This window comes from Mesorhizobium muleiense (assembly GCF_900099905.1).
Taxonomy (GTDB): Bacteria; Pseudomonadota; Alphaproteobacteria; order Rhizobiales; family Rhizobiaceae; genus Mesorhizobium; species Mesorhizobium muleiense.
This window is the reverse complement of the sequence record NZ_FNEE01000015.1, coordinates 67,083-90,894: the sequence shown is the minus strand read 5'-3', so window position 1 is coordinate 90,894 and position 23,812 is coordinate 67,083. Positions and strand designations below refer to the sequence as shown.

The window sequence follows — 23,812 nt, the reverse complement described above, 5'->3', positions numbered from 1 at the left end:
AAAGCCCGCCACCGTGAGGCACAGTGCGCGGGCCGGACAAGAGCGCTTTCCCATTCTGCGTGCTTGTAGGAATTCTCCGCTGTTTGCTAGTGTCGATGCGGGTAAGGAGGCTACTATGAAGACAATTAAGCACATTCGCACTGCTAGCATTTCGATTGCTGCGTTGGCCCTTGCCGTCACCTCGCTCGGGTCAACCAATGCCCAAGCCGGATCGGAGGCCTTCGACACCGGGTACCAAATGGCAGCTTTTCTGCTGTGTCCTTCCGTGTATAAGTATTCTGATATGAAGAACTTCAACAAGTACGATAAGACCAGCGAGTACAAACGAGGTTTTGCTGCTTTAAGAGCCGCACTAAAGGGTCCCCGCCCCAGCAAAGTTTGCTTCGATGCCGCCCGTGCAAGCGGTTGGTTTAACGCACGCTGAATAGTGATTGCTCCGACAGAAAGACCCGCCACCGTGAGGCCGCTGAGCAGAAGCAGAATTCTTAAATCCTTAAGCGGTTTCCCACCATTTTCCGATCCGAAAGGGTTCTTTTGGTGTGGCGCCATCTGCTTCGGTCTCGTGGCCGGCAGTCTTTTCTGGGTTGGTTCGCTGCCGTTGTCACTCACGTTTGGGGCGATCGCCGTGGCGAGCATAGCACTGGCCATCCTGTTCAGCGTTACGGGCAGGACATAAAAAGAACCCGCCACCGTGAGGCAGCGGGCTAAACGGGTTGGAAGTCGTCAGTGGCGCTCTGCCGGTGCGTCGAGAAATTCGAGGAATATGCGCTCGCCGTTTCGCTCGGCCTTTCCTGGAAGGGTGTAGCAGCCTCGCACGATAGCGGCGGCGATCTCCAGCCTGTCCGATCGGCTTCCGACAAGCTTGGTCACCACGGCGTTTTCAGGGCTGCCGTCATAAGATCGCTGCGAGACGAACAAAGTCAGCCTGAGATTGTCGCCCATGAACGTGAGCGGCGCGGCCCCAGTGACGAAGACATCAGAGCAGACACATGGTTCGACGATCGGTGCGGCGCTCATATTCCCCGTGCCCTCTCCATCTCATTTTGCTGCAACCCCGTTCTGACAAAATCCCTGATCGATTGGTGATCTTCGCCTCGGGCGCACATCTCTTTGACAGCGGAAATGATCGCTATGAATTCTATCCTCCAGTTGGTTCGCCTCTTCCGGCGGCAGCAACAGCAGCTTTGCATCGAGACTGGCTCTGCCCGTAGATGGGATCGGGCCAGCGACAGACGGCGCTGCGGTCGCGTCGATGAGCGTTGAAGCGGCAGCCAAGGCCGCCGCAGCGGCAGCAGCGGTTGAGGTAACCACGAGGCCAAGCAGAAGGCGGCGGCGGTTGATTGCGGGCATGCCTTCGGCGGCTGCCCGAACATGGGTGTTCGGCATCGGATCTTCTCCAATTCGGTTTCATGTGAGGTCTAGCGGCTTCCGCCAGAACGGGAATTCTGATATCAGAGTTTTTATGGCAAAGCAAGAAACCGTGATATCAAAGAAACGGCGGGGACCAGCCCCAACGGGAAAAGGCGTGCCGATCATGGTCCGCCTTCAACCGGACATGCTCGCGGGCGTCGATCAATTTGTTGCCGAGCATGATGTTTCGCGACCTGAAGCCGTCCGATTGATCATTCGTGATTGGTTGATCAGACACCAGGTACTGAAGGCTGAGTGAAAACCCGGCCGACTTTCCGTGCTGCCCTCGAATCCACCGGCGTCGAGTACATTCCCGAAAATGGCGGCTCTGGAGTGAGGCTGAGGAAATGAGCGAAGACAGGGAAGCGTTTAACCAACGCATAGAGCATGCCCGGATTGCCCACGAAAGCCACCGCGCATCCACTTCCAGTGCATACAGCGTGCTGTCACAATTTGCGAACACCGCCATGCGCGCGCCTGCTGTGGCCTCCGCAGGAGGCATCGCTGTCCTTCTGGGCTTCTATTCGGCTAACAGTTCCGTACTGAAGGGGTCAGCAGCTGTGGCAGATTTCAATGCCGCGCTGTTTTGGTTCTTCGTGTCGATCCTGCTCTGTGTCGCCGCTCCCGGATTGGCTTGGTTTTCACAGGGCTTTTTCTTCACCTCATCCTCCGCGTACGAACTCGCATGGGAACACCCATTTGTCAGAGCAACTGCAAAAACGAAGCGATTCAAGACAATGGGTAGGGTCTTGCAGGTGGTTTCGGTGCTTCTGATAGTCATTGCAATCGTTGCTCTCATTGCAGGTGCTTGGAAGTTCATGGCCGTAGCTGATTTTATCGCCAGGACCTGACTGATGGCAGAGATCACTAAGCTTGACGCGGCTCGCAGGCAGCTCTTGGCCGCAATCCATATTCATTGGTATCTCGAAGAGCCCCTTGCTGTGTATACCCTCGCCGCCAACAGTTGGGAAATTGCCGATGCACTCCTTAGTCAGACCACTAAACTCAGGATGATCGATCAGTTTGTTGCGGCCCATGGGAAGCCTGCAAAAGACTTCCGGAACCTGCTCAATGAGCCTCGCAATTTCATAAAGCATGCAGATCGTGATCCCTTTGCAGTTGCGCCCGACATTACGGACGAAGACTGCGATGGTGCCCTCATTTTCGCCTGCCTCGATTATATGATCATCGCCGGACGGAGCCCGTACATCCTTGGATTGTTCGTCGCATGGTATTCGGCTGTTTATCCTTCCAAGACGGGCGATTTCTTCCGCCGTGAGGCTGATTTGGAATTCCCAGGACTAGGGATGATGTCTAGGAGAGATCAGCGCGCCGCAGCGAGGGCATCTGCGGCGAAATGGGGAAAATCGCCTTTGATGGCAGATGCCAGAATGACCTGACAGACAATTCGCGATAGACCAAATTGCGAAATGCCCTTTGCTAGACCAGACAGACCGCCAGCGATTTCATGGCCTCGCCAAAGACGTCTGCCTGCTCGAAATCCCGGTGTGCGTCAGCCAGCGTGGTCAGATCTTCCTCTGTCAGCCGGCCGGTGGCCGCGAGGTGCGCAATTTCGGCTTCCTCGGCATAGGCGCCGGTGTTGTGATCGACGCGATATTGATCAGCGAGCGCCTTGGTGTCCTCGGCCTTGGCGATGAGCGCCTGCGCCGCCGCCAGGCCGGCCGGGAGCGGGTCAGGACGGGCTTGGGCCGTGTCTACCTTGCCGGCGACGATCGCCTCCCCACGGGCCTTCTGGCCCTCGTAGTAGCTGAGAAGCTCAGGAAGCTCGGGGGTGAACACGGAGTTTTTAGCTACGTCGCCGGCAACTCGAGAAATAGGCCCTGTCGCGTTCGGTGAAAGCCGGATGTCTTCTCCATGGACAATGGCGTCGATGCCTTCATTCAGCGCAATGCCGGCTTCCTGTGTGGTCTTCAGCGTCGAGAGCCGGGTTTCTGCCTCCGTCCTCGCCCGTGCGCTTTGGATGGCATCGCCATTAATTCATGGCAGATTGTGAATCTCCAACCTACCGGCCCTCCCCTGTCGCAACTTGTGCAGAAAACCGCACACTCCCCATCCAGCCACGTCGGAATCTAGGTCGAACAACTGCCGGTGAAGGCTGGCGGACTTCCCGCTATTTCCATTCAAACCTGTCGGTCGGCTCAAGGCTGGATTGAAACGTTTGACGAAGCGCCGCCAGAGCCGCTGTTTTCCCATTCAGGTAGGCATCGAAGAACGACACTGCTGCGTCTTGTACAACGCGTGTGTAGCGGGTCTCCTCCTCGGGGCCGTGGGCGTGTGGTCCGTGCTTCAGGCCGGAAAACGCATTGTGGCCAGCACCGTCGAGAACGAGCAGATATTGATGAGGGATGGTCAGCGCTTCGTAAGGGAGGGTCCGCTGTATCGGATCGAATTCCTTGTTACCGGGCACCGCATTGCCATCTTTCGTGCCGGTGATGTGAAAGAGCGGGATATCGATATCGCGGTAAAGGGCGGCCAAGTCGCCGCCCTGGATGGGTATGTTCGGGCTCATGACCAGGCCAGCGCGAATTCCTGGCTCCTTGAACGACCACTGCCCGCCCGGACCCATTCTCTGCCCTGCGGCAACCATCGTCGAGACGCCCCCATAAGAATGTCCGGCCATGCCGATGCGTGTCAAATCCAGGCGGCCGGCGAGCCGCCCCTCGCCGTTCATGCGCGCAAGCTCGCGCAGGGCAAAGGGCACGTCCTGAAATCGCGCGCGCGCCGCATTGGCGTCCCACATGGCTTCACGAAGAATGCGGTAGACTTCCGCAAGGGAGTTTGCCTGTTGCCAGATCGAACTGTCCGTCCCGGTATGCTGCAGGTGCACCGCCACGTAGCCGCTTTGCGCCAGGCGCCGCCCGAGGTAAGGCATCGCCTCGCGCGATCCGCCGATGCCGTGCGACACAACGATCACCGGGTAAGCGCCAGAGAGGGGCGCGGGGGCATAAAGCCGGTACGGCACGGAACGGCCGCGCGATTCATCGCGAAAGGCGCCATCAATGGTAGTATATCCCGAAGGTGAATCGTCCACGGTTTCGTTCATCCGCCAGTCTCACAAGAGTGTATGCTCGAGAGCCTCTCTTGTTCGGCCGGTTCCTTGACCCGCTGGGCCGAAAGCATTAAGGCAATTACAGGTGGAAGCCACATCCAAGACAATCTATTACCCGCTAGGTCCGTGCTATGGTGGTGTTTGAAACAAGCGCTCACTATTACCGCTTCTTTGCCAACGAGTCTCGTCGTGGCGGCTCTCCCCTCTATGAAAAGCTGTCGCTTGGGATTGCGGACAATGTCGCGCTGCAGCGCCTGGCGGCAGGGCGCAGGAAGGGTCAGCCGGCGGCGAACCTGGTCTTCGGCGCGGTACAGTATCTCCTGCTCGGCGGCGTCGACCATCCGCTCAAGGATTATTATCCGAGTCTGGGCGGAACGCGGCCGGCCGACGATCGCGCATTCGAACTTTTCGCCGCTTTTTGCGGTGCCCACGAAGCCGAACTCGTCGACATCATCTCGAAGCGCGCCACCAACACCAACGAGGCTGGCCGCAGCGCGCTGCTGCTGCCCGCATTCGATCTGGTGGCGCGCGAAGCCGCCGCTCCGCTTGGCCTCGTCGAGATCGGATCCAGCGCCGGCCTGAACCTGAACTTCGACAGCTATGGATATCGGTATACGGACGGGAAAGGCGCTCCGAAGCTGGAGCGGTGGACCGATGCGGATTTCGTCCTTTCCTGCATCCTTGAAGGGCCTGGCGTGCCTGTTTTGGGGACGTTCCCGGCCCCCGTTTCATCGAGGATCGGCCTCGAACTTTATCCGACCGATGTTCGGGATGAAAATGAACGCCGGTGGCTCAAGGCGCTTGTCTGGCCCGAGCGCATTGACCGGCTTACAAAACTGGATGGCGCCTTGAAGGTCGCCGCCGCGCATCCGCCCCGGATCAAAGGCGGCGACGCCGTGTTGAACCTGGCCTCTGCGCTGGCGGAGATTCCGCCTTATCAAGCCCGGTGCGTGTATCACACGATCATGGGCTATCAGCTTTCCGGCGATCAACACCGACGCATAAACGATATCCTGTTGGAGGCGAGCAAGACGGCGCCGGTCTGGCGCGTCACCGTCGAAGGCGAGGTCGCACACCCCAACCCCACCGAGACGTTCAATCCTCTCAAGGTCAGCAGATACTTCAATGGCGAGCGCAGGGTCAAAACGCTCGCGATCTGCGATCCGCATGGGCTATCGATGGAGTGGAAAGGTTAGCAGGTCGACGGTTTACGCGGCCATTCCTGTCCTTGACCAGATGCAAACGCGATGCGCTTTACTCTAAGGTGTCCACATCATCGGCGATGGACAAACGATCGCGCGGCAGGGGCACACGCAACTGGTTGCGATTGGACAAGGCCTTGGCAAAGTCCGGTTTGAGCGTCAGCGCCTCGTCGAAGCTGGCGAGTGCCTCATCAATGCGCCCCAACGCCCGCAACGTCACCCCCCGATTGTTCATTGCCTGCACGAAATCGGGTTTCACCCCGATGGCTTTCTCGTAGCACGCAAGAGCCTCGTCATACCGTTTCAGGCCGCGCAAGGCATGCCCCCTGTTGTTGTACGCAGCTGCGGCTTTCGGATTGATCTCAGTGGCGCGAGCCAGGTAGGTGTCCGCTGCCTGATACCGACCGGCCTGAAGACATAGAACGCCCAACAGATAATTAGCGTCGTAATGCCGGGGATTTGCTGCCAGCACCTGCAGATAAATCCTCTGGGCATCCAAAAATTGCTTGCTCCGATGGCATTGCAAGGCACGCGCAAATTGCTCCTCAATACGCCTAGCCGCCACAAGCTCGTCCAGAAGCCGGCGCGCCTCCAGATTGCTCGGTTCAGTTTCGAGCACCTGCCTGCAGCCGCGCTCGGCCAGATGGAACTTCCCCTCCTGACGCAGCTTTCGCACCGACGAAATCACCGAGGGAAGGCTTCTTCGATCCAGCCTGTTCCCGCGGCTGTTGGTGGAGTCGATCCGGACACCCTCTACAAGCCGCTCCTTCGATCCGAAACTGTACTTGTAAGAAAAATCTCCAGTGCCAAGGTCGTAGGTCCTGAGGCCGTTTTGAATTGCCCAACGGATGCTGTAGGCGTGAAGCACCAACCCCGGTGGAGGCTTCCGAATTGCGAGATTGCGGCTGACAAGGAAACAGACGAGTGAACCCTTTGACCTGTCGATAAACGTAATGTGTACTCCTAATGGAGTATCGCCTTTCCACAATACGGGCGCGAACAGCACACCCGCCTTGTGGCACTCAAGTAACATATGGCGACAGTTGGCAATAACACCCTGAGCATAGACGCGACTTTTGGCCTCCCACTGCGCAAGCCAAAGTTGATAGAAAACCTCCAGGTCGCTTTGGATTGTCTCGAAGTCTGCCAAACTTATCCGGTATTCTCCGCTATTTTCGACCTGACGAAGAAAATGGCGGACATCACGACGGGTTTTCGAGCCAAGGTTGCCATCCAGGAATTCGTCCCAATCGGCTGGCAAATCGACATACATGTAGATGTCATGATTTATGTTTTCGCCTGTTCGGGTTGTATGGCGACGTCGTTCAATCTTTTCTTTCACAAAATCGTTGTCAGAAAAGCTTCCAAGCAGCATTTGACGGCGCCTGGCCGATATCGAAATGTCGTCGCAGTGTAACGTTGTCCAATTCAGCGCCTGCAGGCGGTCGGCGAACGAGGAAACGACTTGCTCTTCGAATTCGGGAACGCAGATGAAGCCCGTATAGGTGGCGAAATACGAGCCGGCCATCCTTATGCTGCTATAAAACCCCGTCTGCTCATCAAGCCCGGTGACGAGTTGCAAAGGGAAGAAGGCGACATACTCGTTCGACCCGGGAGACCGCGCAGCCAAAATCACCCAATTTGGGCGTCGCAGCCAATTCGACATCCATGGCCACGACAGGAAGAAGTTCGCCTCCGGATCGGAGTCATATATCCGGTCCCAATTCTCTCTCAGCGGCTGCAACGCTTCGAATTTGTCGACCATATCGATTTGCATGCGCTGACCATCACTGAAGTGCCTTATCGAGCGTTGCGGTTATCTTTGCCGCTTTCTCTGACGCCTGAGACTGTGCGTCAAAACATGTCCCACCAGTTCTTCATACTTGATCCCATGCAGGGCGGCCGAACGATAGACCGCCGAGGCCGGCGCCATGTTGCAGGCGATGTTCACTTCGATGAAAACGGTCCGCCGCGTGTCGGGATCATAACGGAAGTCGAAGCGGGCATAATCGAATGGCGACATCTCGGCCACCATTCGTGCGGTTGCCTCCGAAACCTCTTCAGCTCCCGGTCCGTCGTAAGGAGCGGACTTGTAGGAACTGTTGAGCCCTCGCTTTGCTTCATTGGTCAGAACATTGTCGCCAGGGCGGCCACGCTCCTCGAAGACCGCCAATGAACCCGGGGGGAAGCCCTCGACAATTGGAACCGTCAGATTGAGGCCCGGCACAAACTCTTCTGCAATGAATTCACGGCCGCCGTGACGCGGATCCGAGATGGTTGTCAGCGCATCCCGCCAATCCGCTTCATTCTCGACCTTTACAATTGCGTCGGAAGCGATACCTCCTCGCGGCTTGACAATCCAGGAACCGGGCAGGCTGAACTTGTCATTGCTGACCTCACCGGGCTGCATGATCCTGTGCTTGGCGACATCGAGCCCCAGCGAAGCAGCCAGTTGCTTGGCCAATACCTTGTCTTCCGAGACCGCCCGACTTGACGCCGATGCGCCGAGACACGGGACGCCACGATAGGCCGCGATTGCCGGCGCCAGGAGCTCGTGACCATCGAATATCGCATGCGAGTGAATGGCATAGAGGAAATCGAAGTCGAGAGGCCCGAACAGCACCTCGTGCTCGCTCGCCGGCGTGACCCTGAAACCCAGCCCGCGCAGCGTTTCGAGCATGATGGCATGGTAGACGACGTGGTAGCCGTACTTGGCCCTGCGCTCCGGGCTGGAGTCGAGGGCATGACGCGCCAAAAACAGCACATGGGTTTGCGCCAGCTCTTCCGGCGATGGGGTCAACAGGTATTCCAACGTCGGCATTTATGAGCCTGATGTGTTCAAAACGCTTTTCCATGCTTGCATCATGGCTTGAGCCGGTCAAGCAGAACCATGGGCAATATTTTGGGTGGCGTTGAAGGTCGAAATGGTACAGATCCAGACTGGGATGCTGGCCGCACCACCCGGGTGAAGAAACGCAGGAGCAGTTCGGGGCTCCCGGCTGTCCTTTGACGGGAGTCAAAGCCTCAGCTCGAATGTAGAAGCCTGCTTGCTTCCGAGAAAATTCCCCAAGGCCTGGATAGCGTCTATCGTATGCTGGGCATTGTCTATGCGAGCCCACCTATTTTTCTCTGCATTGGTCCTGATGGCTCCTCGGTACGCATAAAAAGGAAGAGAAGATTCATCCAGTTTTTCTCTATACTGCAAGGATGCGATGTTTTTCAACGAGAGCATAATAGCGTCAAGGTATCGCCCTGCCCTCACCTCATCCCCTGTCCGCTGCGCCATCTCGAATGCATAAGCCAGCCCCTCGGTATAAACTCCGTCCGAGGACGCGTGCGGAAGGCCGTACTGAGGGGTTGCTGGATTGAAGAATCGTCCAATCCTGTACGACCGGTCCTGAAGTTCAAGCAATTTGTCGTTCAGAGTAAACACCGCCTCGGCGAATTTATCGGCTTTCGTCAACTCATATAGATGCCGATAAGCGATGGTGTGCCAAGGCACGTATGCCGGGTAATAATTATCTGCGATATTGCGGACATATTCATCTAAATAGAATTCTGCACTGCGCGACGCTTCGTCGAAATAACGGGTTAATCCAGTCCGGAAATAATATTCCAGCAAAGCTACCAGTGCTTCCCCTGAGTAAAATGTTAAGAGGTATTTTGCGTCGAAGGAATAATTCGGCTCCTTTAGCCAAGGGCGAAAAGACCCGTCTGCATTCTGGAGCGCAAGGATGCCCTCCGCGGCTGCCCTGGCCTTTGACTGGAACTGTCCAAAATGAGGGCTTGCCGCGAATGTGCGAAGCAGCATCGCATTCGCCCCGAGTTTTGACTTGCCATCATATTCAATATAACCAATGCCACGCTCTTCCCTATACCATGTATTCATGATGAACGATAAATTGCGGCGATGAACAGGGCGAAGCGAGAGATTTCCTACGCTCATTTCCGCCAACGTGCGCGATGACATAAGCTGTCTTAGTTCATTGTTTTTTTCAGATTTCTCGCCCGTATACGGATTGATACTGTAGGTAAACAGGCCCTTTTTTCCAATATTGCGGATTATCCAGGCTTCCGCCAAGTCTCGGATCCTTGCCATCTCCTCCGGCAGCGACACGTCCGTCCGTCGTTCGGGAGACCGTTCGGCCCGATGAAAGTTCCTCTTTGGCATGAGGCGTTTGGAGGTTTGAATCCGTTGGGCGGACATGGTTTCGCCGAGATTGATCGAGTGTTGGGCTGCTCTTCAACCGTCGACTGTAATGGCAGGGTCTATGCGGTGGCAACGGCCTCGGCTGTAGGGCCGGGCTCCAAATGAGCGTAGAGAGCCGTGAAGATCCTGGTTTGTCGCTGCAATTGAAGGGCCGGTCTGCGACGAAGCGCGGCGCGGAGGAGTGAAGATAGCTTCGCGGCCGATAAGTCAGCCTCGCGCCGGCCTCCAGTTGAGTATCCCAAACGGAAGGTGAGCGCCTTTAGACGCTCACCTTCGCGATTATCGAGCGAACATCTGGTGGGGTCGTTAGCCGCCGCTGCCGCCGCCACCGCCGCTGCCGCCGCTACCACCGCCGCCGCCGCCGCCGCCGCCATCGCCGCCGCTGCCACCGCTGCCACCGCCGCCATCGCCGCCGCTGCCGCCATCGCCGCCGCTGCCGCCGCCGCCACCATCGCCGCCATCGCCGCCGCTGCCGCCGCCGCCACCACCGCCGCCGCCACCGCCGCCGCCACCGCCGCCACCGCCGCCGCCACCGCCGCCGCCATTGCCGCCGTCGCCGTCGCCGTCACCATCGCCGTCGCCGTCACCATCGCCGTCGCCATCGCCGTCGCCGTCGCCGTCACCATCGCCGCCATTGCCGCCGCTGCCGCCGCCATTGCCGCCGTCACCATCGCCGCCCTCGTTCAAGGCGGCGGTGATAAGGGCCGTGGTAACCGGCGGGCACATGTCGATTTGCGCGGCGGAAAGAATGCTGGTGCGGTTGGCTGCAATACAGCAAAGCGCGAAATTGGCTTCAGTGAGAGGTTGGCACTGTGCAGCCGCAAGCCGAGGACGTTGACTCTGCTGTGCGGTTGCCGGTGTGATCATTGCCACCGTGAAGGCAGCGGATGAAAGGAGCAGTATTCTTAGAATCGTGCTTGAGACGTCAGGGTACAGGTGCATTTTCTTCCTCCTTGAGGGAAAAAAAGGCGCTCCCGTCCCCTTTGGTTGCGCGAAGGATCAATATTACCGACCATCGGTAACACTTTGTTAAGTATGGCAAACAATTTGTTCCTGCGCAATCGCGATTCTCAGGATTGATTTACCAACCCCCATAAGGATTATGGCGACCCACCAAAAGGGGACACTCAGTGATTCGTTCAGCGACGCTTCTCGCGGCGGCCATTTTGTTGGCCGGCTGCAGCAATCAAACAACCGGAACAGCAACGAAGATGGCCACGCAAGGCTACGCCTTTGCACCGGCCGCCTTCTACAAATTCTGCGCCAGCGATCCGGCGCTGTGCAGCACCCGCGGCAAGGTCAAAGCGGTCGAACTCACGCCGAGGCTGGAAGCGGAACTTGCGAGCGTGAACAAGTCGGTCAATCGCCGCATCAAGGAGAGAGGCGACAGAGACTCCGCAGGACGAGCCGACGTCTGGGGCTTGCCGACCGGCGAAGGCGATTGCGAGGATTTCGCCATCCTCAAGAAAGCCGAGCTGTTGAAACGCGGGTGGCCCGCATCCGCCATGTTGCTGACCGTTGCGACGCTTGGCGGCGCAGGTCATACGGTCCTGACGGTGCGGACGAACCAGGGCGATCTGGTGCTGGATAACAGGACGGGCGCGATCAGGAACTGGTCACGGACCTCGTACCGTTATTTTGCTCGGCAGTCCCAGTCCGAAAACGGCAAGTGGACGCGGATAAGAACCTGACACCCGTGCCTTGATCGCCCCGCGCCGATTTCGACGCGGCGCTAACCGGATCTATCTTTCATCTGGTGTCCTCAGCCCGACCGTTGGCCGCGACGTCACTGGCTCTGCGCGATAATGCGTCCAGGCGGACGTCACGGCGGCCCGGACCCGATCGCCGCCTACGTCAACTTCGATGCGCGCGGCACAGGACAAGCAATTCAATGCGGGAAGGAATTGCTTTCGACGACCCGCCAAATATCCTTGTTGATTGCGCTGATCGCCTGGATGGAGGCGCTGATCCGCTTCATCTCGGAATCGTCGAGCTCCTCGATCTTCCCATATTTGATTGCATCCTTGCTGTCGAAGATGCGCATTAGTTGCGTGCTCGCATGCGTTCCCGTTTCGTCGAACGAATAGATGCAGTGGCTGTATTTGTTGCGCAGCTTTCCCTGCCGGGTAAGCTGGCTGGCGATCTCCAGGACCTGGCGTCGGCATTCAACCGGTGTTCCCGCCATCTTCGCCAACCGCTCGACCAGTTCGATCCGTGCACGCGTGGTGTTCAGCGTCAGGAAAATGACGATCGCAGTCTCCTTGTCTACTTTCGCCAGACCGGCAATCAGGTAAATCAGCAAGCTTTCTGTGTTGGTCCATGTGTAGTTCAATTGACCAACAAGCAGTAAAATCTCCTGGAAGCGTGGCATCGACCTGCTCACGTGAGAGTTGAGATCACCGGGCGATCCGCACCGGGAACCATTCCAGCGGCCGCAACCCGTCTGGCATGAAAAAGGGCTGCGGCTTCAGTCCTGTTGTGGGCGCCCAGCTTGTTGATGATGTTGTGCATGTGAATTTTGACGGTGTGTTCGGAAAGGCGAAGTGCGGCCGCTATGGTTTTGTTCTGCAGTCCCTGCGACGCCATCTCCAGGATCTGACTCTCCCGACATGTCAGCTGGCCTGACTCCTCGAGTGCGGCTTGCCGTTTGATGGCGGGCTTCGCTTCCTTCGCGTCGCTATGTGGGATGCCGTTGTTCAGGTACGGCTGGAACATGGCCAAGGGGAAATATTCGCCTCCGCGCAGCATGAGCCTGATTACGGAAAGCCACACATCCAGCTTCAGGTTCATGGGAAGCACGCCGCGCACCACTCGCGACGCAAAGACCTCATCGGGGGAAAGCGGCCTCCTGCCGTCGTCCTGCATCACAGCGGTCATGGCTGCCGGGTGGAAGCGGGCCAGCTGGGCGGAACAGGAATCGATCTCGCTCAGAAACACCGCATCGATCAGAATGAGGGAAACCGAGGGATCGAACGCAGCCCAGGTGGCGGACAGGTCGCGAACGCGCTCAGCCCCGATCCACGGGAATTCCCTTTCGACGGCATGCACCAGGCTATCGGAGATCGTGTCGTCAGGGGCGATGAACAGCAAGGTTCGTCGGGCCCAGGATTCTCTATCGGCTGTATCAGCTCGACCTCGTCCGCTCGCCTCCACCCCATCCACCCCACTCATGGCCCACCCCGTTACTAGCACTCACTAAAGGCCGGGAACCCCTACCCGGACGACACACGTTAACGACTTCCTAACTCAAAAATAGGCGAAAAAATATAGTCCTGACGAGCTAGGCAATTGCTAGGGCAACCCGTGCTGGCAGCGGCGCGGCGCGCAACTGTCCGCGATTCACGATTGCTGCCGACCTAGTCACCGTCCAGGATTTAACCCTTCATGGCGAGCAGCTCGTCCCAAACGGGCTAGCTCCAACTATCAGCTTACATTTTACCGCTGACGGTCACAGACTTCCAATGTTCCGAATTGGGAGCTTGGGGAACATCCAGAGAGTCACGAGAGCAGCGAGCGACCGCACCGTTGGGCGGCGCAGGCGGAAACTCGTGCGCAACCTGGCTGCCTCGCTCCCCCGTCAAAGGGAGGTGACGCCGTACAAACAGACGATGACCGGATCTCCGGCCTTAGTCCCCTAGGCGCAGGCGATCCAAACCAACCACATGAAAACTTAACGGCCGCGAGCAGCCCAAGACCACGTCAGAATGAATGTGGTTCGGTTGTCGCGGCCCCTAACCGAGGGAACGACAATGACTTCTCGCACCAACAATAACACCGGTTGGCAGTTCATCGGCGACGTCGCCGATGCCGATGCCGATGCAAAATCCGACGCTGACGCCAAGAGCGACGCCAGCGCCGACGCCAAGAGCGACGCCAGCGCCGACGCCAAATCCGATGCCGACTCAAAATCCGACGCTGACGCCAAGAGCGACGCTGACTCCACCGGTGTCGGCGTCGGCGTAGGCGTAGGTATCGGAGCCGGCATCGGCATTGGCGACGCTGACGCTACGGCCAATTCGACCAGCAACAACAACAACAACAATAGCAATTCGAGCAGCAACAACAACAGCAACAATAGCAACAACAACAACAACAACTCCAACTCCAACACCAACCACACCGACGTTAAAGCCAGTGTTAGCGCCCACGCGTCGTCGGACGGAAAGTCGGACGACGATTTCGCTGACCTCGACCACGTGGCTGTCGGCCTCGGCGGCGTCATGATGTTCAGCCGCGACGGCGACATCAGCTTCGATCCGGGCGACGACGTCAGCTTCTCGGATGTCCTGAACGGCGCGTTTGCCGGGGCTGGCAATGGCCACAGCGCCACCATCATCAACCAGACCGGCGACATGAAGGACAACGACTATCTCGGCAGCGCGACGGTCAAGAATGATGGCTACTTCGGCAACAAGGGCGACGCCAAGGGTGGCTACGCCAAGTCCGAGGAAGGCATTGATGCCGGCGGCGACGGCGGCCATGCTGGCGATTCGGTCGCTTTTGGTGGCTTCGGCGCCAAGGGCGGCGATGCCGATAGCGGCGACGCCAAGGCTGGCGACGCCAAGGGCGGCGGTGTGGCCGTGAGCGTGCCGATTGTCGTCGGCTCCGCTGACGCCAAGTCCGACGGCGGCAACGCCAATGGCGGCGACGCCGTGCCGATCGCGGTTAGCGGCGACGCCAAGGGCGGCGACGCGAACGGCGTGGCAGTCGGTGCAGGCCTCGGCGGTGACGGCAAGGGCGGCTACGGCGACAGCGGCGAAGCCGATGGCGGCGACAGCGGCGACGCCAAGGGCGGCGACGGCGGCGACGGCGTCGGGCTCGGTCTGGGCCTCGGCCTGGGCGTCGGCGTCGGCGGCGACTCCAAGGCCGACGGCGGCAATTCCGACGCCAAGGGCGGCGACGCTGGCGCGCTTGGCTTTGCCGACGCCAAGGCTGGCGACGGCGGCAACGGCGGCAATGGCGGCAACGGCGGCAACTCGACCGCGGTGCCGGTTGCCCTGGCGCTGATGGACGATGCCGAAGCTGGCAGCGACAGCGATGCCTGGTTCTCCAAGGATGACAACGTCGCCGTAGCTATCCCGATCGCCGCGAATGGCGACACCGATGCCGGCAACACCGGCGGCGGCGGCGGCGGTGGCGGCGGCGGCGGCGGCGGCGGCGCGAATGCCGGCAACTTCGCCGATGTCGATGGCGGTGCTGCAACCTCGACTGGCGGCGCGGCAGACTCGACCGGCGGCGCTGGCTCAGGCTCCGGCTCCGGCACTGGTTCTGGCTCTGGCGTCGGCGGCGCCGGCGGCAGTGGGACCAGCGGCGCGGGTGGGGCTGGCACGAGCGGCGACGCAACCGGCGGAGCCGGCAGCGGCGGCGCCGGCAGCGGCCTGGCGAGCAACGTCAACACCGGTGGCGCAGCTGCCAGCGGTGCGGCCACGAACGGCGACGCGACTGGCGGTGACGCGACCGGCGGCGCTTCGACGGCGACCGGTGGAACGGGCGCGGTTGCTCTCAGCGGCGCTTGGGCTGACGGTGCGGACGGTGGCTATGCCTGGAGCGGCGACGCCACGGGCGGCGCTGGCGGCAACGGCGGCGCAGCGACTGCGACCGGCGGCGCGGCTGGCGCTGGCGGCGACGGCGGCAGCTGGGGGTCGAATATCGGCCACGACCAGCACATTGAAGCCATCAGCCAGGCCAACGCCAATGGCACCATCGACATGAACGGCTTCAACCAGCAGATCGTCATGGGCGCCAACCTGCAAGGCCACTCGGTCGACATGACCGTAGTGGGCGGCAACCTCACCAGCTCGGTGGTTGGCGAAGACGACGCGACATAACTGGCATGGCAGGTCTCGCAACGGCGGGACCTGCAAAAAAGGGACTGCGCGGGGGAAAACCCCGCGCAGTCTTTCGAACCAGAGAAGAGAAGCGCGACCCGGCAAGGGCGCGGATGATCTCGAAAACCGGAGGAAACTTCCGTGTATATGGACAAGATCACCGAGGCGATCAGCCACTTTGTGGGACTCTTTGAAATCACGCTGGAGCAAACCCGTCTCAGGAAAGCCTATGACGAATTCAAGGCGGCCCAGGCGGTCGAGGAAGAAACGCCAGAGCTTGCCAGTCAGACGGTCAACGTCGACGCAGGATACACTCTGAAGGATTTCGTTCCCTCCATCGAGTATTCGCCAGTTCCACCAAAACTTGTCCTGTCGACACCCTGGTCGGATTTCCAATTCGTTCCTCCAGACATCCCCGCGATCCCGCAGCCGGACGTCGCCTATCCAGGTTTCCTGCTTCCCCAGGAAGCGTACCCGATGGGGAGTGCGCCCTCACGCCTGATCCTGCCCCATATCGAGCCCCCTGGCTCGGTGGCGGTCCTTATCAATCAGGAGGTTCGGCTCTCCGACAACGACTATACAGGCGCTGGCGGACATGGCCTGAAATTCTCTCCCGCAGCAGCGGACCATGCTGCCGAAATGGCAACCTTGCTGGGCGCGGCGGCGGATCTGTCGCCGATCGACGATCTGGAAATGCCGGGTTCGTCCGAGGAGATAGTGGCTGTCATCAAGACAGCCGGCGAACGGCTCAACGGCTATCCGGAGGAAACGGATGGCGAAGCCGATGTTTTCGTCGTCAAGGCCGACGTCATCGAGGGCACTTACGTCAATGGGCAATCCGTGGACGAAGCGCCCAAGCTCGACGATCACCTCCCGGAGAAGCACCGTCGAGCCGAGGAGGAGGACGAGGACGAGGAAGAAGAGGCCGAGCAACCCTCCTACACGCCTGGGTCCGGAAGCATCGACATCGATGTTTCGGTCGAGCTGGAAGCCGGCGGCAATCTCCTCGTCAACAGCGTGGCGATGGCCAACAATTGGCTGCAGTCGCCGGTTTGCGCGGTGATGGGCGACCATGTCGAGCTCAACGCGATCATTCAGATCAATGTCTCGTGCGACAGCGACCTCGTCAGTTCCTCCATCAACGGTTGGGGCCTGAACGCCACCGATCCGACCCAAGGCTTCAATATCGCGATGTTCAAGCGCATCGATCCGTCGGCGGAAGCTGCGGCGTCGCAGGCCAAGCAGGGTGACTTTCCCAAGCACTGGGTTGTCACCGAGGTCGAAGGCGACCTGCTCATCATGAACTGGATCCAGCAATACACCTTCATGATGGACAATGACGTTTCCATCCTGTCGTCATCGGGAGTCAAGACGCTGGTGACAGCCGGCGCCAACACGGCGGCTAACGACATTTCGCTGGACGAACTGGGCTTCAATTACGACCTGATCGTCGTCGGCGGAAACATTTACGACGCCAACATCATCCATCAGTTGAACGTGCTCCTGGACAACGACCTGATCGGCGCGGTCGATGGTTTCCAGACAACCGGCGAAGGCGCGGCCTCCACCAGCGACAATCTGCTTTGGAACCAGGCCAGCATCGTCAATTACGGCGCCGGCGATCGCTTCGAGGCGATGTCTGAAGCTTATCGCAAGGCGTGTGAAAGCCTGCAGAACGGCAACGGCGACCTTTCCGACATACTGGGCGATGGCCCATTCGCGGGCATCGGGGCGATTCGGGTGCTCTACATCTCCGGCGACATCCTCAATCTGCAATACATCAAACAGACCACCATTCTTGGTGACAGCGATCAGGTGGCCCTGGCCATGAATGCGCTGGCGCATCCGGAGGCGGACTGGACAATTTCGACGGGAACCAACTCGCTGGTCAATTATGCCTACATTGCCGACGTGGATTCCACCGGCAAGACCTATGTAGGCGGCGGCATCTATTCGGACGAGATCCTCATCCAGGCGGAGCTGATTTCCACCGGCCCCGATCTTGGCGGCCAGAATCCCGACGTGCTGGTGAATGAAGCGGTCGCTTTCCTCGACGATGACATGCTTGCGCCGGAAGCCTCTCAAAACGTGGCGTATCCCTCGCTCGTGCCTGAGACCTATTCCGATCCGATGCAAGGTGTTCTCGCGTGATTTTCGAACCGGGGTGGCAGCAATGACCGAAGATCGCGATCAAACCGGGCGCGCTTTCGCCCAGGAACCAGAATGGGATCGGCCGGATGACGGCGGCGAAGCAGTCGGGCGAAGCGCCGCCGAACCGATCGCACAGTCTTTGTTTCGTCACAGCAGGGCGGTCGATCGTTCGGTGGAAAAACTGGACGATGTCGTTGCCGAATTGTGGCGCATAGTGGACGCCCGGCCAGCCGAAACGCCGACATCGCTTCGCCACGCGACGCCAGCCAAGGTCACCGAACAAGCCAAGATCACCGAACAAGCGCGCCCTTCAACCGCGCCTTTACCTGGTGATAGAAGCGCTCAGCAACGCGAGGTGCAACCTCCCTCCCCGCAAGCAAAAGTGCCTTCGGCTCCGTCGCCGGCCACGCCCACTGCTCCAGCCGCAGACAGCATGAGAAGGCCCGACCCCATCCGGCCACCGAGCCCTCGGATCTCCGAGCCGGCCCAGCGCGCCGTAGCGCCAATGGAAGAGCCGGCGCGCCGGCCCGGGCCGGAAATATTGGAACGGAAGACGCCGAACGCACCGAAGGACCCGCCCGGCAAGCAGGACCAGCCGAGCGCGCGAGTAGAGCCGCCCACGCAGGAGATCCGGCCACCGAGCCCTCGGATCTCCGAGCCGGCCCAGCGCACCGTATCACCAAAGGAAGAACCGGCGCGCAAGCCCGAGCCGGAAATATTGGAACGCAACACGCCGAACGCGGCGAAGGACGCGCCCGGCAAGCAGCACCAGCCGAGCGCGCGAGTAGAGCCGCCCACGCAGGAGATCCGGCCACCAAGCCCTCGGATCTCCGAGCCGGCCCAGCGCGCCTTGCCACCAAAGGAAGAACCGGCGCGCAAGCCGGAGCCGGAAATATTGGAACGCAAGACGCCGAACGCGCCGAACGACGCGCCCGGCAAGCAGGACCAGCCGAGCGCGCGAGTAGAGCCGCCCACGCAGGAGATGAAGAACAAGCCGGTTCTGCCCGGCGTGACAATCGAGGGCGACCGCGGTCCCTTACTTGCCCGGGAAGTGCCTGGCGGCGGCGGCCCGACCGGAACCGGCAAGGGGGGCGGCGGTGGCGGCGGCAATGGCGGCGGCGGCGGCGCATTCCACAAGCGTCTCGGCCCAGTCGATCTCTCGGCCAGCCTCACAGCCGGCCTTCGCGCGGTCAAGAAGAACCTCATTGCGGTGATGATCTTCACGATCGCGACCAACGTGCTGGTGCTTGCGATACCTGTCTACCTCTTCCAGATTTCGGATCGCGTGCTGACGAGCCGCTCGGTCGACACCCTGGTGATGCTGACGATCGTGATCGTCGGCGCAGTCATCCTGCAGTCGGTTTTTGATGCCATCCGGCGCTTCATCCTCATGCGCACAGCGGTCGAGGTCGCCGCCCAACTGGGCGGACCAATCCTCAGCGCAGCCGCCAGGGCTTCACTGCACAGCAACGGGCGCGAATATCAGACGCTGGGGGATCTTCAGCAGCTGCGTACGTTTCTGGTGTCCGGCACGTTGCTGTCTCTTCTCGATGCGCCGATGGCCCCGTTGTTCATGCTGGCGATATTCCTGATCCACCCCGACCTCGGCTTTATCGTCGTGGCGACGGCGCTGCTGCTGCTGGCCATCACGCTCGCCAACCAGCGCGCAACCGCCAAGCCGTTCGGCGAGGCCAACACAAGCCAAACCAAAGCCAACCTCCACGTCGATTCGATGTCGCGCAACTCGCAGATCATCAACGCGCTGGCGATGATCCCCGAAGCCGTGTGGATCTGGGGCAAGGATACCGGCAACTCGCTCAAATGGCAGGTCATAGCTCAGGACAGAAACATAGCCTTTGCTTCTCTTTCCAAGGGCGTCCGGCTGCTGACCCAGGTCATAATGCTCGGCTGGGGCGCCTATCTGGCCATCGAAGGCTCGGTCACGGGCGGCATGGTCATCGCCGCGTCAATCATTGCCGGTCGCGCACTTGGCCCGATCGAGGGTGCGATTGAAGGGTGGAACCAGGTTGTGCAGTCACGCGCCGCCTTTGGCCGCATCAGTGCGCTGCTAAAGGAATCCCCGCTGAACTTCGAACGCCTGAAGCTGCCGCGTCCGGAAGGGCGCCTCGATGTCGAGCGGCTGCTGTTCGTGCCGCAAGGAACCAAACGTGTCGTGCTCAATGGCATCGGCTTTGGGCTGGAGGCCGGAGACTCGCTGGCGATCATCGGCAATTCGGGCGCCGGTAAAACGACCCTGGGCAAAATGCTCGTCGGCTCGATCCTTCCCACTTCGGGAAGCGTGCGGCTCGACCTGATGGACCTGCGGAACTGGGATCAGCGGCAATTTGGTGAAAGCATCGGCTACCTTCCCCAGGACGTGCAGCTTTTCCCGGGGTCGATCAAGGCGAACATCGCCAGAATGCGCGAAGACGTCGACGATGGCGCAATCTACGAAGCCGCCAAGCTGGCCGACGTTCACGAACTGATCGCCTCGCTTCCGCATGGCTACGAGACCTTTGTCGCCGCCGACGGCGCGCCGCTTTCTGGCGGGCAGAAGCAGCGTATCGCTCTGGCGCGCGCCTTTTTCGGCAGCCCGAAATTGGTGGTCCTCGACGAGCCGAATTCGAACCTCGACACTGCTGGCGAGTTGGCTTTGTCGCGCGCTCTACAGCAAGCCAAAGAGCAAAAGATCACGATGGTCACGATCACGCAGCGGCCTGCTTTGCTGCAGACCGTGGATAAGATCCTGGTGCTCGTCAACGGCACCGTGGCTCTTTTCGGAATGCGTCAGGACGTGCTCCAGGCTTTGGCGGCGCGCGGCATGAGCCTCGATGGCGGCCATTTTGCCAATATTCAGGTCAAATGAGAGAGAACGGCCGTGAAGGAAATAGCCAAGATCGAAGACGCTCAATGGTATGGCGCCGTTCCGCGTTCCATTTGGAAGCAGACGACCGCCGGATTGCTGCTGATGGCCGTCACCTTCGGCGGATTTGGCACCTGGGCATTCACGGCACCGCTCGCAGCCGCGATCGTCGCGCAAGGAAGCTTCGTGGCCACTGGGCAGAACAAGATCATCCAGCACCTCGAAGGGGGTATCATCAAGCAGCTTCTGGTTAGCGAAGGCGACCATGTCGTAACCGATCAGCCTTTGGTGCTGCTCGACGAAACGGCCGCGCGGGCAAAGGAACGGCAGTTGTTCTTCCGCCAGGCGCGCCTTGAAGCGATCGTGGCACGCTTGACCGCCGAGGTGCACGGGGCGGAGACGATTACGTTCCCGGCCACAATAACCGAAAATCGCGACGACCCGGAAATTGCTTCGATCGTGCATAGCCAGCGTCTCAACTTCGAGGGCTCGCGCACCAAAATGAGCAGCGAGATCCGATTGCTCGACCAGAACATCGGCGCCCTGAAGTTCCGGGCGGGCGGTTATGAGCAGTTGCTGAAAGCGGTCACGATACAGCTCGGTCTGCTACGCGAGGAGTATACCGGCAAGAAGACCCTGCTCGACCAAGGATTGATCCGCGCGACCGAGATCAAGGCAATTCAGCGCGCCATAGCAGATGCCGAAGGGCAGATGGGGCGGCTCTCAGCCGAGATATCCGAGACCGGCGCCCAGGTCATCAAGCACGAACAGGAGATGCGGCAGACAGAAAACGCCTACCGCCAGGCGGCGCTCGACGAACTCGAGGGCGTTGAAACCGAACTGGACAGCATCCGCGAACAGTCCCGCGAGGCGCAAAACGTGCTGCGCCGAGCGACGATCAATGCGCCGGTTTCGGGCACTGTTGTGCGGCTGTTCTACCACACGTCCGGCGGCGTGATCGAGAGCGGCAAGAGCATCATGGAGATCTTGCCGGCGAATGTGCCGCTTATCATAGAAGCGCAGGTGCCTCGCACCGAGATCGACAATGTCAAGGTCGGACAAAAGGCGACGGTACGGCTGGTCGCGCTCAACGCGCGCACGACGCCGGTTCTGAACGGCGAAGTTTACTACGTCTCGGCCGACTCGCTCCCCGACGCCTCCGGCCCGACCGCAAAGGAGGTCTATTTGGCGCGCGTCAACCTGCCAGTCAGCGAATTGGCTCGCGTGCCTGGATTTGTTCCGACGCCAGGCATGCCCGCTGAAATTCTCATCCAGACGGCGGAGCGGACCTTTTTCAGCTACCTGTCCAAGCCGATCAAGGACAGCATGGCTAGGGCATTTAATGAGCGCTGACCGTAGAGGCGGGGGGGTAAATATGCAGATCGACGTCTTGACACGCCCGGAAGAACTGAACGGGCTTCGCGACAACTGGGACGACCTCTACGCCAGGGATCCTGACGCGCATTTCTTCGTCTCGTGGGACTTTCTTTCCCACTATCTTCGACGCTTCGACGGTGAATGGTTCATTTTGGCGGCGCGCAAGGGGCCGCCGGGTTCTCCCTATGTCGCGCTTCTGCCGCTCCGGCTGCGCACCAGCATGAGGAAAAATACCGGCGAAATCTACCATGAAGTGTATATGGGGGGAAACCTCGCAGCCGATTATACCGGCATCCTCTGCGCGCCGGAATACGCCTACCGGGCAATCGCGGTTTTCGCGAAGCATCTGAAGACGATGCATTGGGCCAGCCTGCATCTGGAAAACCTGCGGATGTCGGAACGCAGGATAGGCTGGCTGATGGAGCAGCTTTCCGACAATCGGCTGACGATGCGTCGGATAAGGCGCGTCAACCAGGTTGACAATATTGACAACTGCATATGCCCGGCCATCGACCTCCCGTCCTCATGGGAAGATTATCTTCTGCACAATCTCAGCGCTAACACCCGCCAAAAGATGCGGAGATTTCTCCGGAAACTGGAGAACTCTGACGAGTTTCGCATAACGCATGCCGACGCCTCTACCATCGAGCGCGATATCGACATCCTGCTCGAGTTCTGGCGCATCAAGTGGACGCCGCGGAAAGGGAAGCTGGTTCCCGGCCTGGTCAAGAGCAACCGATCGCTGTTCAGGCAAGCTTTCGAACGGGGCACGCTGTTTGTGCCTGTACTTTGGCACGGCGACCGGCCCTTGAGCGCTCTCGCGATCTTCCTCGATCCGGTCAAGAAGAGCATGCTGTTCCACATGGTCGGGCGCGACGAGACGGCCGACATGCTGCCGTCGGGACTGGTCCTGCACGGTTATTGCATCCGCCGCGCGATCGAGAACGGTTTCCGGACATACGATTTCCTGCGCGGCAACGAACCTTACAAATATTCCTTCGGCACCCACGACACCGTCCTCAACTGCACTCTTGTGCGGACCAAAACCGGCCGGAACCTTGGCGACCAGTTGGACAGGCGATCCTTGGTCGGCGCGTTGCAGCAGGCGGCCGGCCTCCACAAGAAGGGTTGGATCATCCAGGCCGAAAACATCTATCGCCAGATCCTGAACACCGAGCCGACACATGATCAGGCTCTGTACGGACTCGGTCACGTTCTGGGCACCAAGGGCGATCACCGTCAGGCTGCGGAATGCTTCGGCGCGCTTGCAGCCATGTCGCCGCAATCTGTAAACGCCTGGCTTTGCCTGGGCATTGCACAGCAGTCGCTAAACGACCACTCCGCAGCCATCGAGTCGTTTGGGCGAGCAACGGACCTCAATCCAGGCCTCATTCTGGCGCCTTATGCGCTGGGCCGCAGCCTTCTCGCTCTGCAGCGGACGGACGAGGCGGCCCAAGCTTTCACGCTGGTCCTTGAGAATGGATCGCCCGCCCCCGCGGAAACCGCCCTGCGCGCCAAGGCCCGGCGACAATTGCAGCAGCTGAGGACAGCCAAGCCGCTCTACATTCTAAAGAAACCTGAGCGCGAGAAGCCCGTCATCCAGCCGTCGCTGCCGCTGGGGCTGACCACTCTGCTCACGGTTGCGCGGCCGGCAACCGTAAGCCGCTCCACCTCTTCTGTCACTTGACGGGGGCTTCGTTG

At 59.9% G+C, this 23,812-nt stretch carries 20 protein-coding genes; 11 read left to right on the top strand and 9 right to left on the bottom strand.

The window, feature by feature from the left end; translation table 11 throughout:
- Positions 1–115: 115 nt before the first annotated feature.
- A complete protein-coding gene (locus BLT09_RS22995) occupies positions 116–424 on the top strand; it encodes a hypothetical protein (RefSeq protein WP_091597055.1) in 309 nt (102 codons plus the stop codon).
- Between the two features lie 299 nt (positions 425–723).
- On the opposite strand, the gene BLT09_RS22990 is transcribed toward BLT09_RS22995, so the two are convergent.
- Together BLT09_RS22990 and BLT09_RS33850 are read right to left on the bottom strand one after the other, a co-directional pair.
- Complete coding sequence (locus tag BLT09_RS22990; protein ID WP_091597052.1) at positions 724–1,017, bottom strand: hypothetical protein; 294 nt, start codon at positions 1,015–1,017, stop codon at positions 724–726.
- A 21-nt stretch (positions 1,018–1,038) separates the two neighbouring features.
- Entirely contained in the window at positions 1,039–1,386 is a 348-nt protein-coding gene (locus BLT09_RS33850; protein ID WP_139172663.1) for a hypothetical protein, read from the bottom strand.
- A gap of 371 nt (positions 1,387–1,757) precedes the next feature.
- Between BLT09_RS33850 and BLT09_RS22980 the strand changes: the two genes are divergently transcribed.
- Complete coding sequence (locus tag BLT09_RS22980; RefSeq protein ID WP_091597046.1) at positions 1,758–2,261, top strand: hypothetical protein; 504 nt, start codon at positions 1,758–1,760, stop codon at positions 2,259–2,261.
- A gap of 3 nt (positions 2,262–2,264) precedes the next feature.
- Complete coding sequence (locus BLT09_RS22975) at positions 2,265–2,810, top strand: hypothetical protein (RefSeq protein ID WP_091597043.1); 546 nt, start codon at positions 2,265–2,267, stop codon at positions 2,808–2,810.
- 40 nt (positions 2,811–2,850) lie between these two features.
- Here BLT09_RS22975 and BLT09_RS22970 read toward each other — a convergent pair whose 3' ends face one another.
- A complete protein-coding gene (locus BLT09_RS22970) occupies positions 2,851–3,210 on the bottom strand; it encodes a hypothetical protein (protein ID WP_091597040.1) in 360 nt (119 codons plus the stop codon).
- Positions 3,211–3,541: 331 nt separating this feature from the next.
- Entirely contained in the window at positions 3,542–4,474 is a 933-nt protein-coding gene (locus BLT09_RS22965; RefSeq protein WP_091597036.1) for an alpha/beta hydrolase family protein, read from the bottom strand.
- 137 nt (positions 4,475–4,611) lie between these two features.
- Here BLT09_RS22965 and BLT09_RS22960 point away from each other — a divergent pair, with 137 nt between their 5' ends.
- Positions 4,612–5,676, top strand: a complete 1,065-nt coding sequence (locus tag BLT09_RS22960; protein WP_091597032.1) for a DUF2332 domain-containing protein — start codon at positions 4,612–4,614, stop codon at positions 5,674–5,676.
- 58 nt (positions 5,677–5,734) lie between these two features.
- Here the strand turns inward: BLT09_RS22960 and BLT09_RS22955 are convergent, their stop codons facing one another.
- The 3 genes from BLT09_RS22955 to BLT09_RS22945 all read right to left on the bottom strand — a co-directional run bounded on the left by BLT09_RS22955 (position 5,735) and on the right by BLT09_RS22945 (position 9,763).
- Positions 5,735–7,447, bottom strand: a complete 1,713-nt coding sequence (locus BLT09_RS22955; protein WP_167366513.1) for a GNAT family N-acetyltransferase — start codon at positions 7,445–7,447, stop codon at positions 5,735–5,737.
- Positions 7,448–7,498: 51 nt separating this feature from the next.
- Complete coding sequence (locus BLT09_RS22950; protein WP_027156252.1) at positions 7,499–8,503, bottom strand: D-alanine--D-alanine ligase family protein; 1,005 nt, start codon at positions 8,501–8,503, stop codon at positions 7,499–7,501.
- Positions 8,504–8,698: 195 nt separating this feature from the next.
- Entirely contained in the window at positions 8,699–9,763 is a 1,065-nt protein-coding gene (locus BLT09_RS22945) for a glycoside hydrolase family 88 protein (RefSeq protein ID WP_139172661.1), read from the bottom strand.
- Between the two features lie 426 nt (positions 9,764–10,189).
- Between BLT09_RS22945 and BLT09_RS34405 the strand changes: the two genes are divergently transcribed.
- Together BLT09_RS34405 and BLT09_RS22935 are read left to right on the top strand one after the other, a co-directional pair.
- Positions 10,190–10,783, top strand: a complete 594-nt coding sequence (locus tag BLT09_RS34405) for a hypothetical protein (RefSeq protein ID WP_167366512.1) — start codon at positions 10,190–10,192, stop codon at positions 10,781–10,783.
- Between the two features lie 320 nt (positions 10,784–11,103).
- The gene (locus tag BLT09_RS22935) at positions 11,104–11,583 is read left to right on the top strand and encodes a transglutaminase-like cysteine peptidase (protein ID WP_084647033.1); all 480 of its coding nucleotides are present in this window, start codon (positions 11,104–11,106) and stop codon (positions 11,581–11,583) included.
- 197 nt (positions 11,584–11,780) lie between these two features.
- Here BLT09_RS22935 and BLT09_RS22930 read toward each other — a convergent pair whose 3' ends face one another.
- Positions 11,781–12,263: a hypothetical protein gene (locus BLT09_RS22930; RefSeq protein ID WP_027156248.1), complete on the bottom strand. Its 483-nt coding sequence runs from the start codon at positions 12,261–12,263 to the stop codon at positions 11,781–11,783.
- An 8-nt stretch (positions 12,264–12,271) separates the two neighbouring features.
- Positions 12,272–12,982, bottom strand: a complete 711-nt coding sequence (locus tag BLT09_RS22925) for a helix-turn-helix transcriptional regulator (RefSeq protein WP_236377182.1) — start codon at positions 12,980–12,982, stop codon at positions 12,272–12,274.
- A gap of 659 nt (positions 12,983–13,641) precedes the next feature.
- On the opposite strand from BLT09_RS22925, the gene BLT09_RS33840 reads away from it, so the two are divergent.
- The 5 genes from BLT09_RS33840 (at position 13,642) to BLT09_RS22895 (ending at position 23,798) form a co-directional block, all read left to right on the top strand.
- Positions 13,642–15,720 carry a hypothetical protein gene (locus tag BLT09_RS33840; protein WP_139172659.1) on the top strand — a complete coding sequence of 693 codons (2,079 nt, stop codon included), beginning with the start codon at positions 13,642–13,644 and terminating at the stop codon, positions 15,718–15,720.
- 147 nt (positions 15,721–15,867) lie between these two features.
- The gene (locus BLT09_RS22910) at positions 15,868–17,871 is read left to right on the top strand and encodes a hypothetical protein (RefSeq protein WP_091597020.1); all 2,004 of its coding nucleotides are present in this window, start codon (positions 15,868–15,870) and stop codon (positions 17,869–17,871) included.
- A gap of 172 nt (positions 17,872–18,043) precedes the next feature.
- On the top strand, positions 18,044–20,737 hold the full coding sequence (locus tag BLT09_RS22905; protein WP_244529115.1) for a type I secretion system permease/ATPase: 2,694 nt from the start codon (positions 18,044–18,046) through the stop codon (positions 20,735–20,737).
- Between the two features lie 12 nt (positions 20,738–20,749).
- The gene (locus BLT09_RS22900; protein WP_091597014.1) at positions 20,750–22,087 is read left to right on the top strand and encodes an HlyD family type I secretion periplasmic adaptor subunit; all 1,338 of its coding nucleotides are present in this window, start codon (positions 20,750–20,752) and stop codon (positions 22,085–22,087) included.
- 22 nt (positions 22,088–22,109) lie between these two features.
- A complete protein-coding gene (locus tag BLT09_RS22895) occupies positions 22,110–23,798 on the top strand; it encodes a GNAT family N-acetyltransferase (RefSeq protein ID WP_091597011.1) in 1,689 nt (562 codons plus the stop codon).
- Positions 23,799–23,812 lie beyond the last annotated feature (14 nt).

What these genes read in the sequence shown, in the direction of transcription:
- BLT09_RS22995 (WP_091597055.1), top strand. Translation starts at nt 116, where the DNA reads ATGAAGACAATTAAGCACATTCGCACTGCTAGCATTTCGATTGCTGCG.
- BLT09_RS22990 (WP_091597052.1), bottom strand. Translation starts at nt 1,017, where the DNA reads ATGAGCGCCGCACCGATCGTCGAACCATGTGTCTGCTCTGATGTCTTC.
- BLT09_RS33850 (WP_139172663.1), bottom strand. Translation starts at nt 1,386, where the DNA reads ATGCCGAACACCCATGTTCGGGCAGCCGCCGAAGGCATGCCCGCAATC.
- BLT09_RS22980 (WP_091597046.1), top strand. Translation starts at nt 1,758, where the DNA reads ATGAGCGAAGACAGGGAAGCGTTTAACCAACGCATAGAGCATGCCCGG.
- BLT09_RS22975 (WP_091597043.1), top strand. Translation starts at nt 2,265, where the DNA reads ATGGCAGAGATCACTAAGCTTGACGCGGCTCGCAGGCAGCTCTTGGCC.
- BLT09_RS22965 (WP_091597036.1), bottom strand. Translation starts at nt 4,474, where the DNA reads ATGAACGAAACCGTGGACGATTCACCTTCGGGATATACTACCATTGAT.
- BLT09_RS22960 (WP_091597032.1), top strand. Translation starts at nt 4,612, where the DNA reads ATGGTGGTGTTTGAAACAAGCGCTCACTATTACCGCTTCTTTGCCAAC.
- BLT09_RS22955 (WP_167366513.1), bottom strand. Translation starts at nt 7,447, where the DNA reads ATGGTCGACAAATTCGAAGCGTTGCAGCCGCTGAGAGAGAATTGGGAC.
- BLT09_RS22950 (WP_027156252.1), bottom strand. Translation starts at nt 8,503, where the DNA reads ATGCCGACGTTGGAATACCTGTTGACCCCATCGCCGGAAGAGCTGGCG.
- BLT09_RS22935 (WP_084647033.1), top strand. Translation starts at nt 11,104, where the DNA reads ATGGCCACGCAAGGCTACGCCTTTGCACCGGCCGCCTTCTACAAATTC.
- BLT09_RS22930 (WP_027156248.1), bottom strand. Translation starts at nt 12,263, where the DNA reads ATGCCACGCTTCCAGGAGATTTTACTGCTTGTTGGTCAATTGAACTAC.
- BLT09_RS33840 (WP_139172659.1), top strand. Translation starts at nt 13,642, where the DNA reads ATGACTTCTCGCACCAACAATAACACCGGTTGGCAGTTCATCGGCGAC.
- BLT09_RS22910 (WP_091597020.1), top strand. Translation starts at nt 15,868, where the DNA reads ATGGACAAGATCACCGAGGCGATCAGCCACTTTGTGGGACTCTTTGAA.
- BLT09_RS22895 (WP_091597011.1), top strand. Translation starts at nt 22,110, where the DNA reads ATGCAGATCGACGTCTTGACACGCCCGGAAGAACTGAACGGGCTTCGC.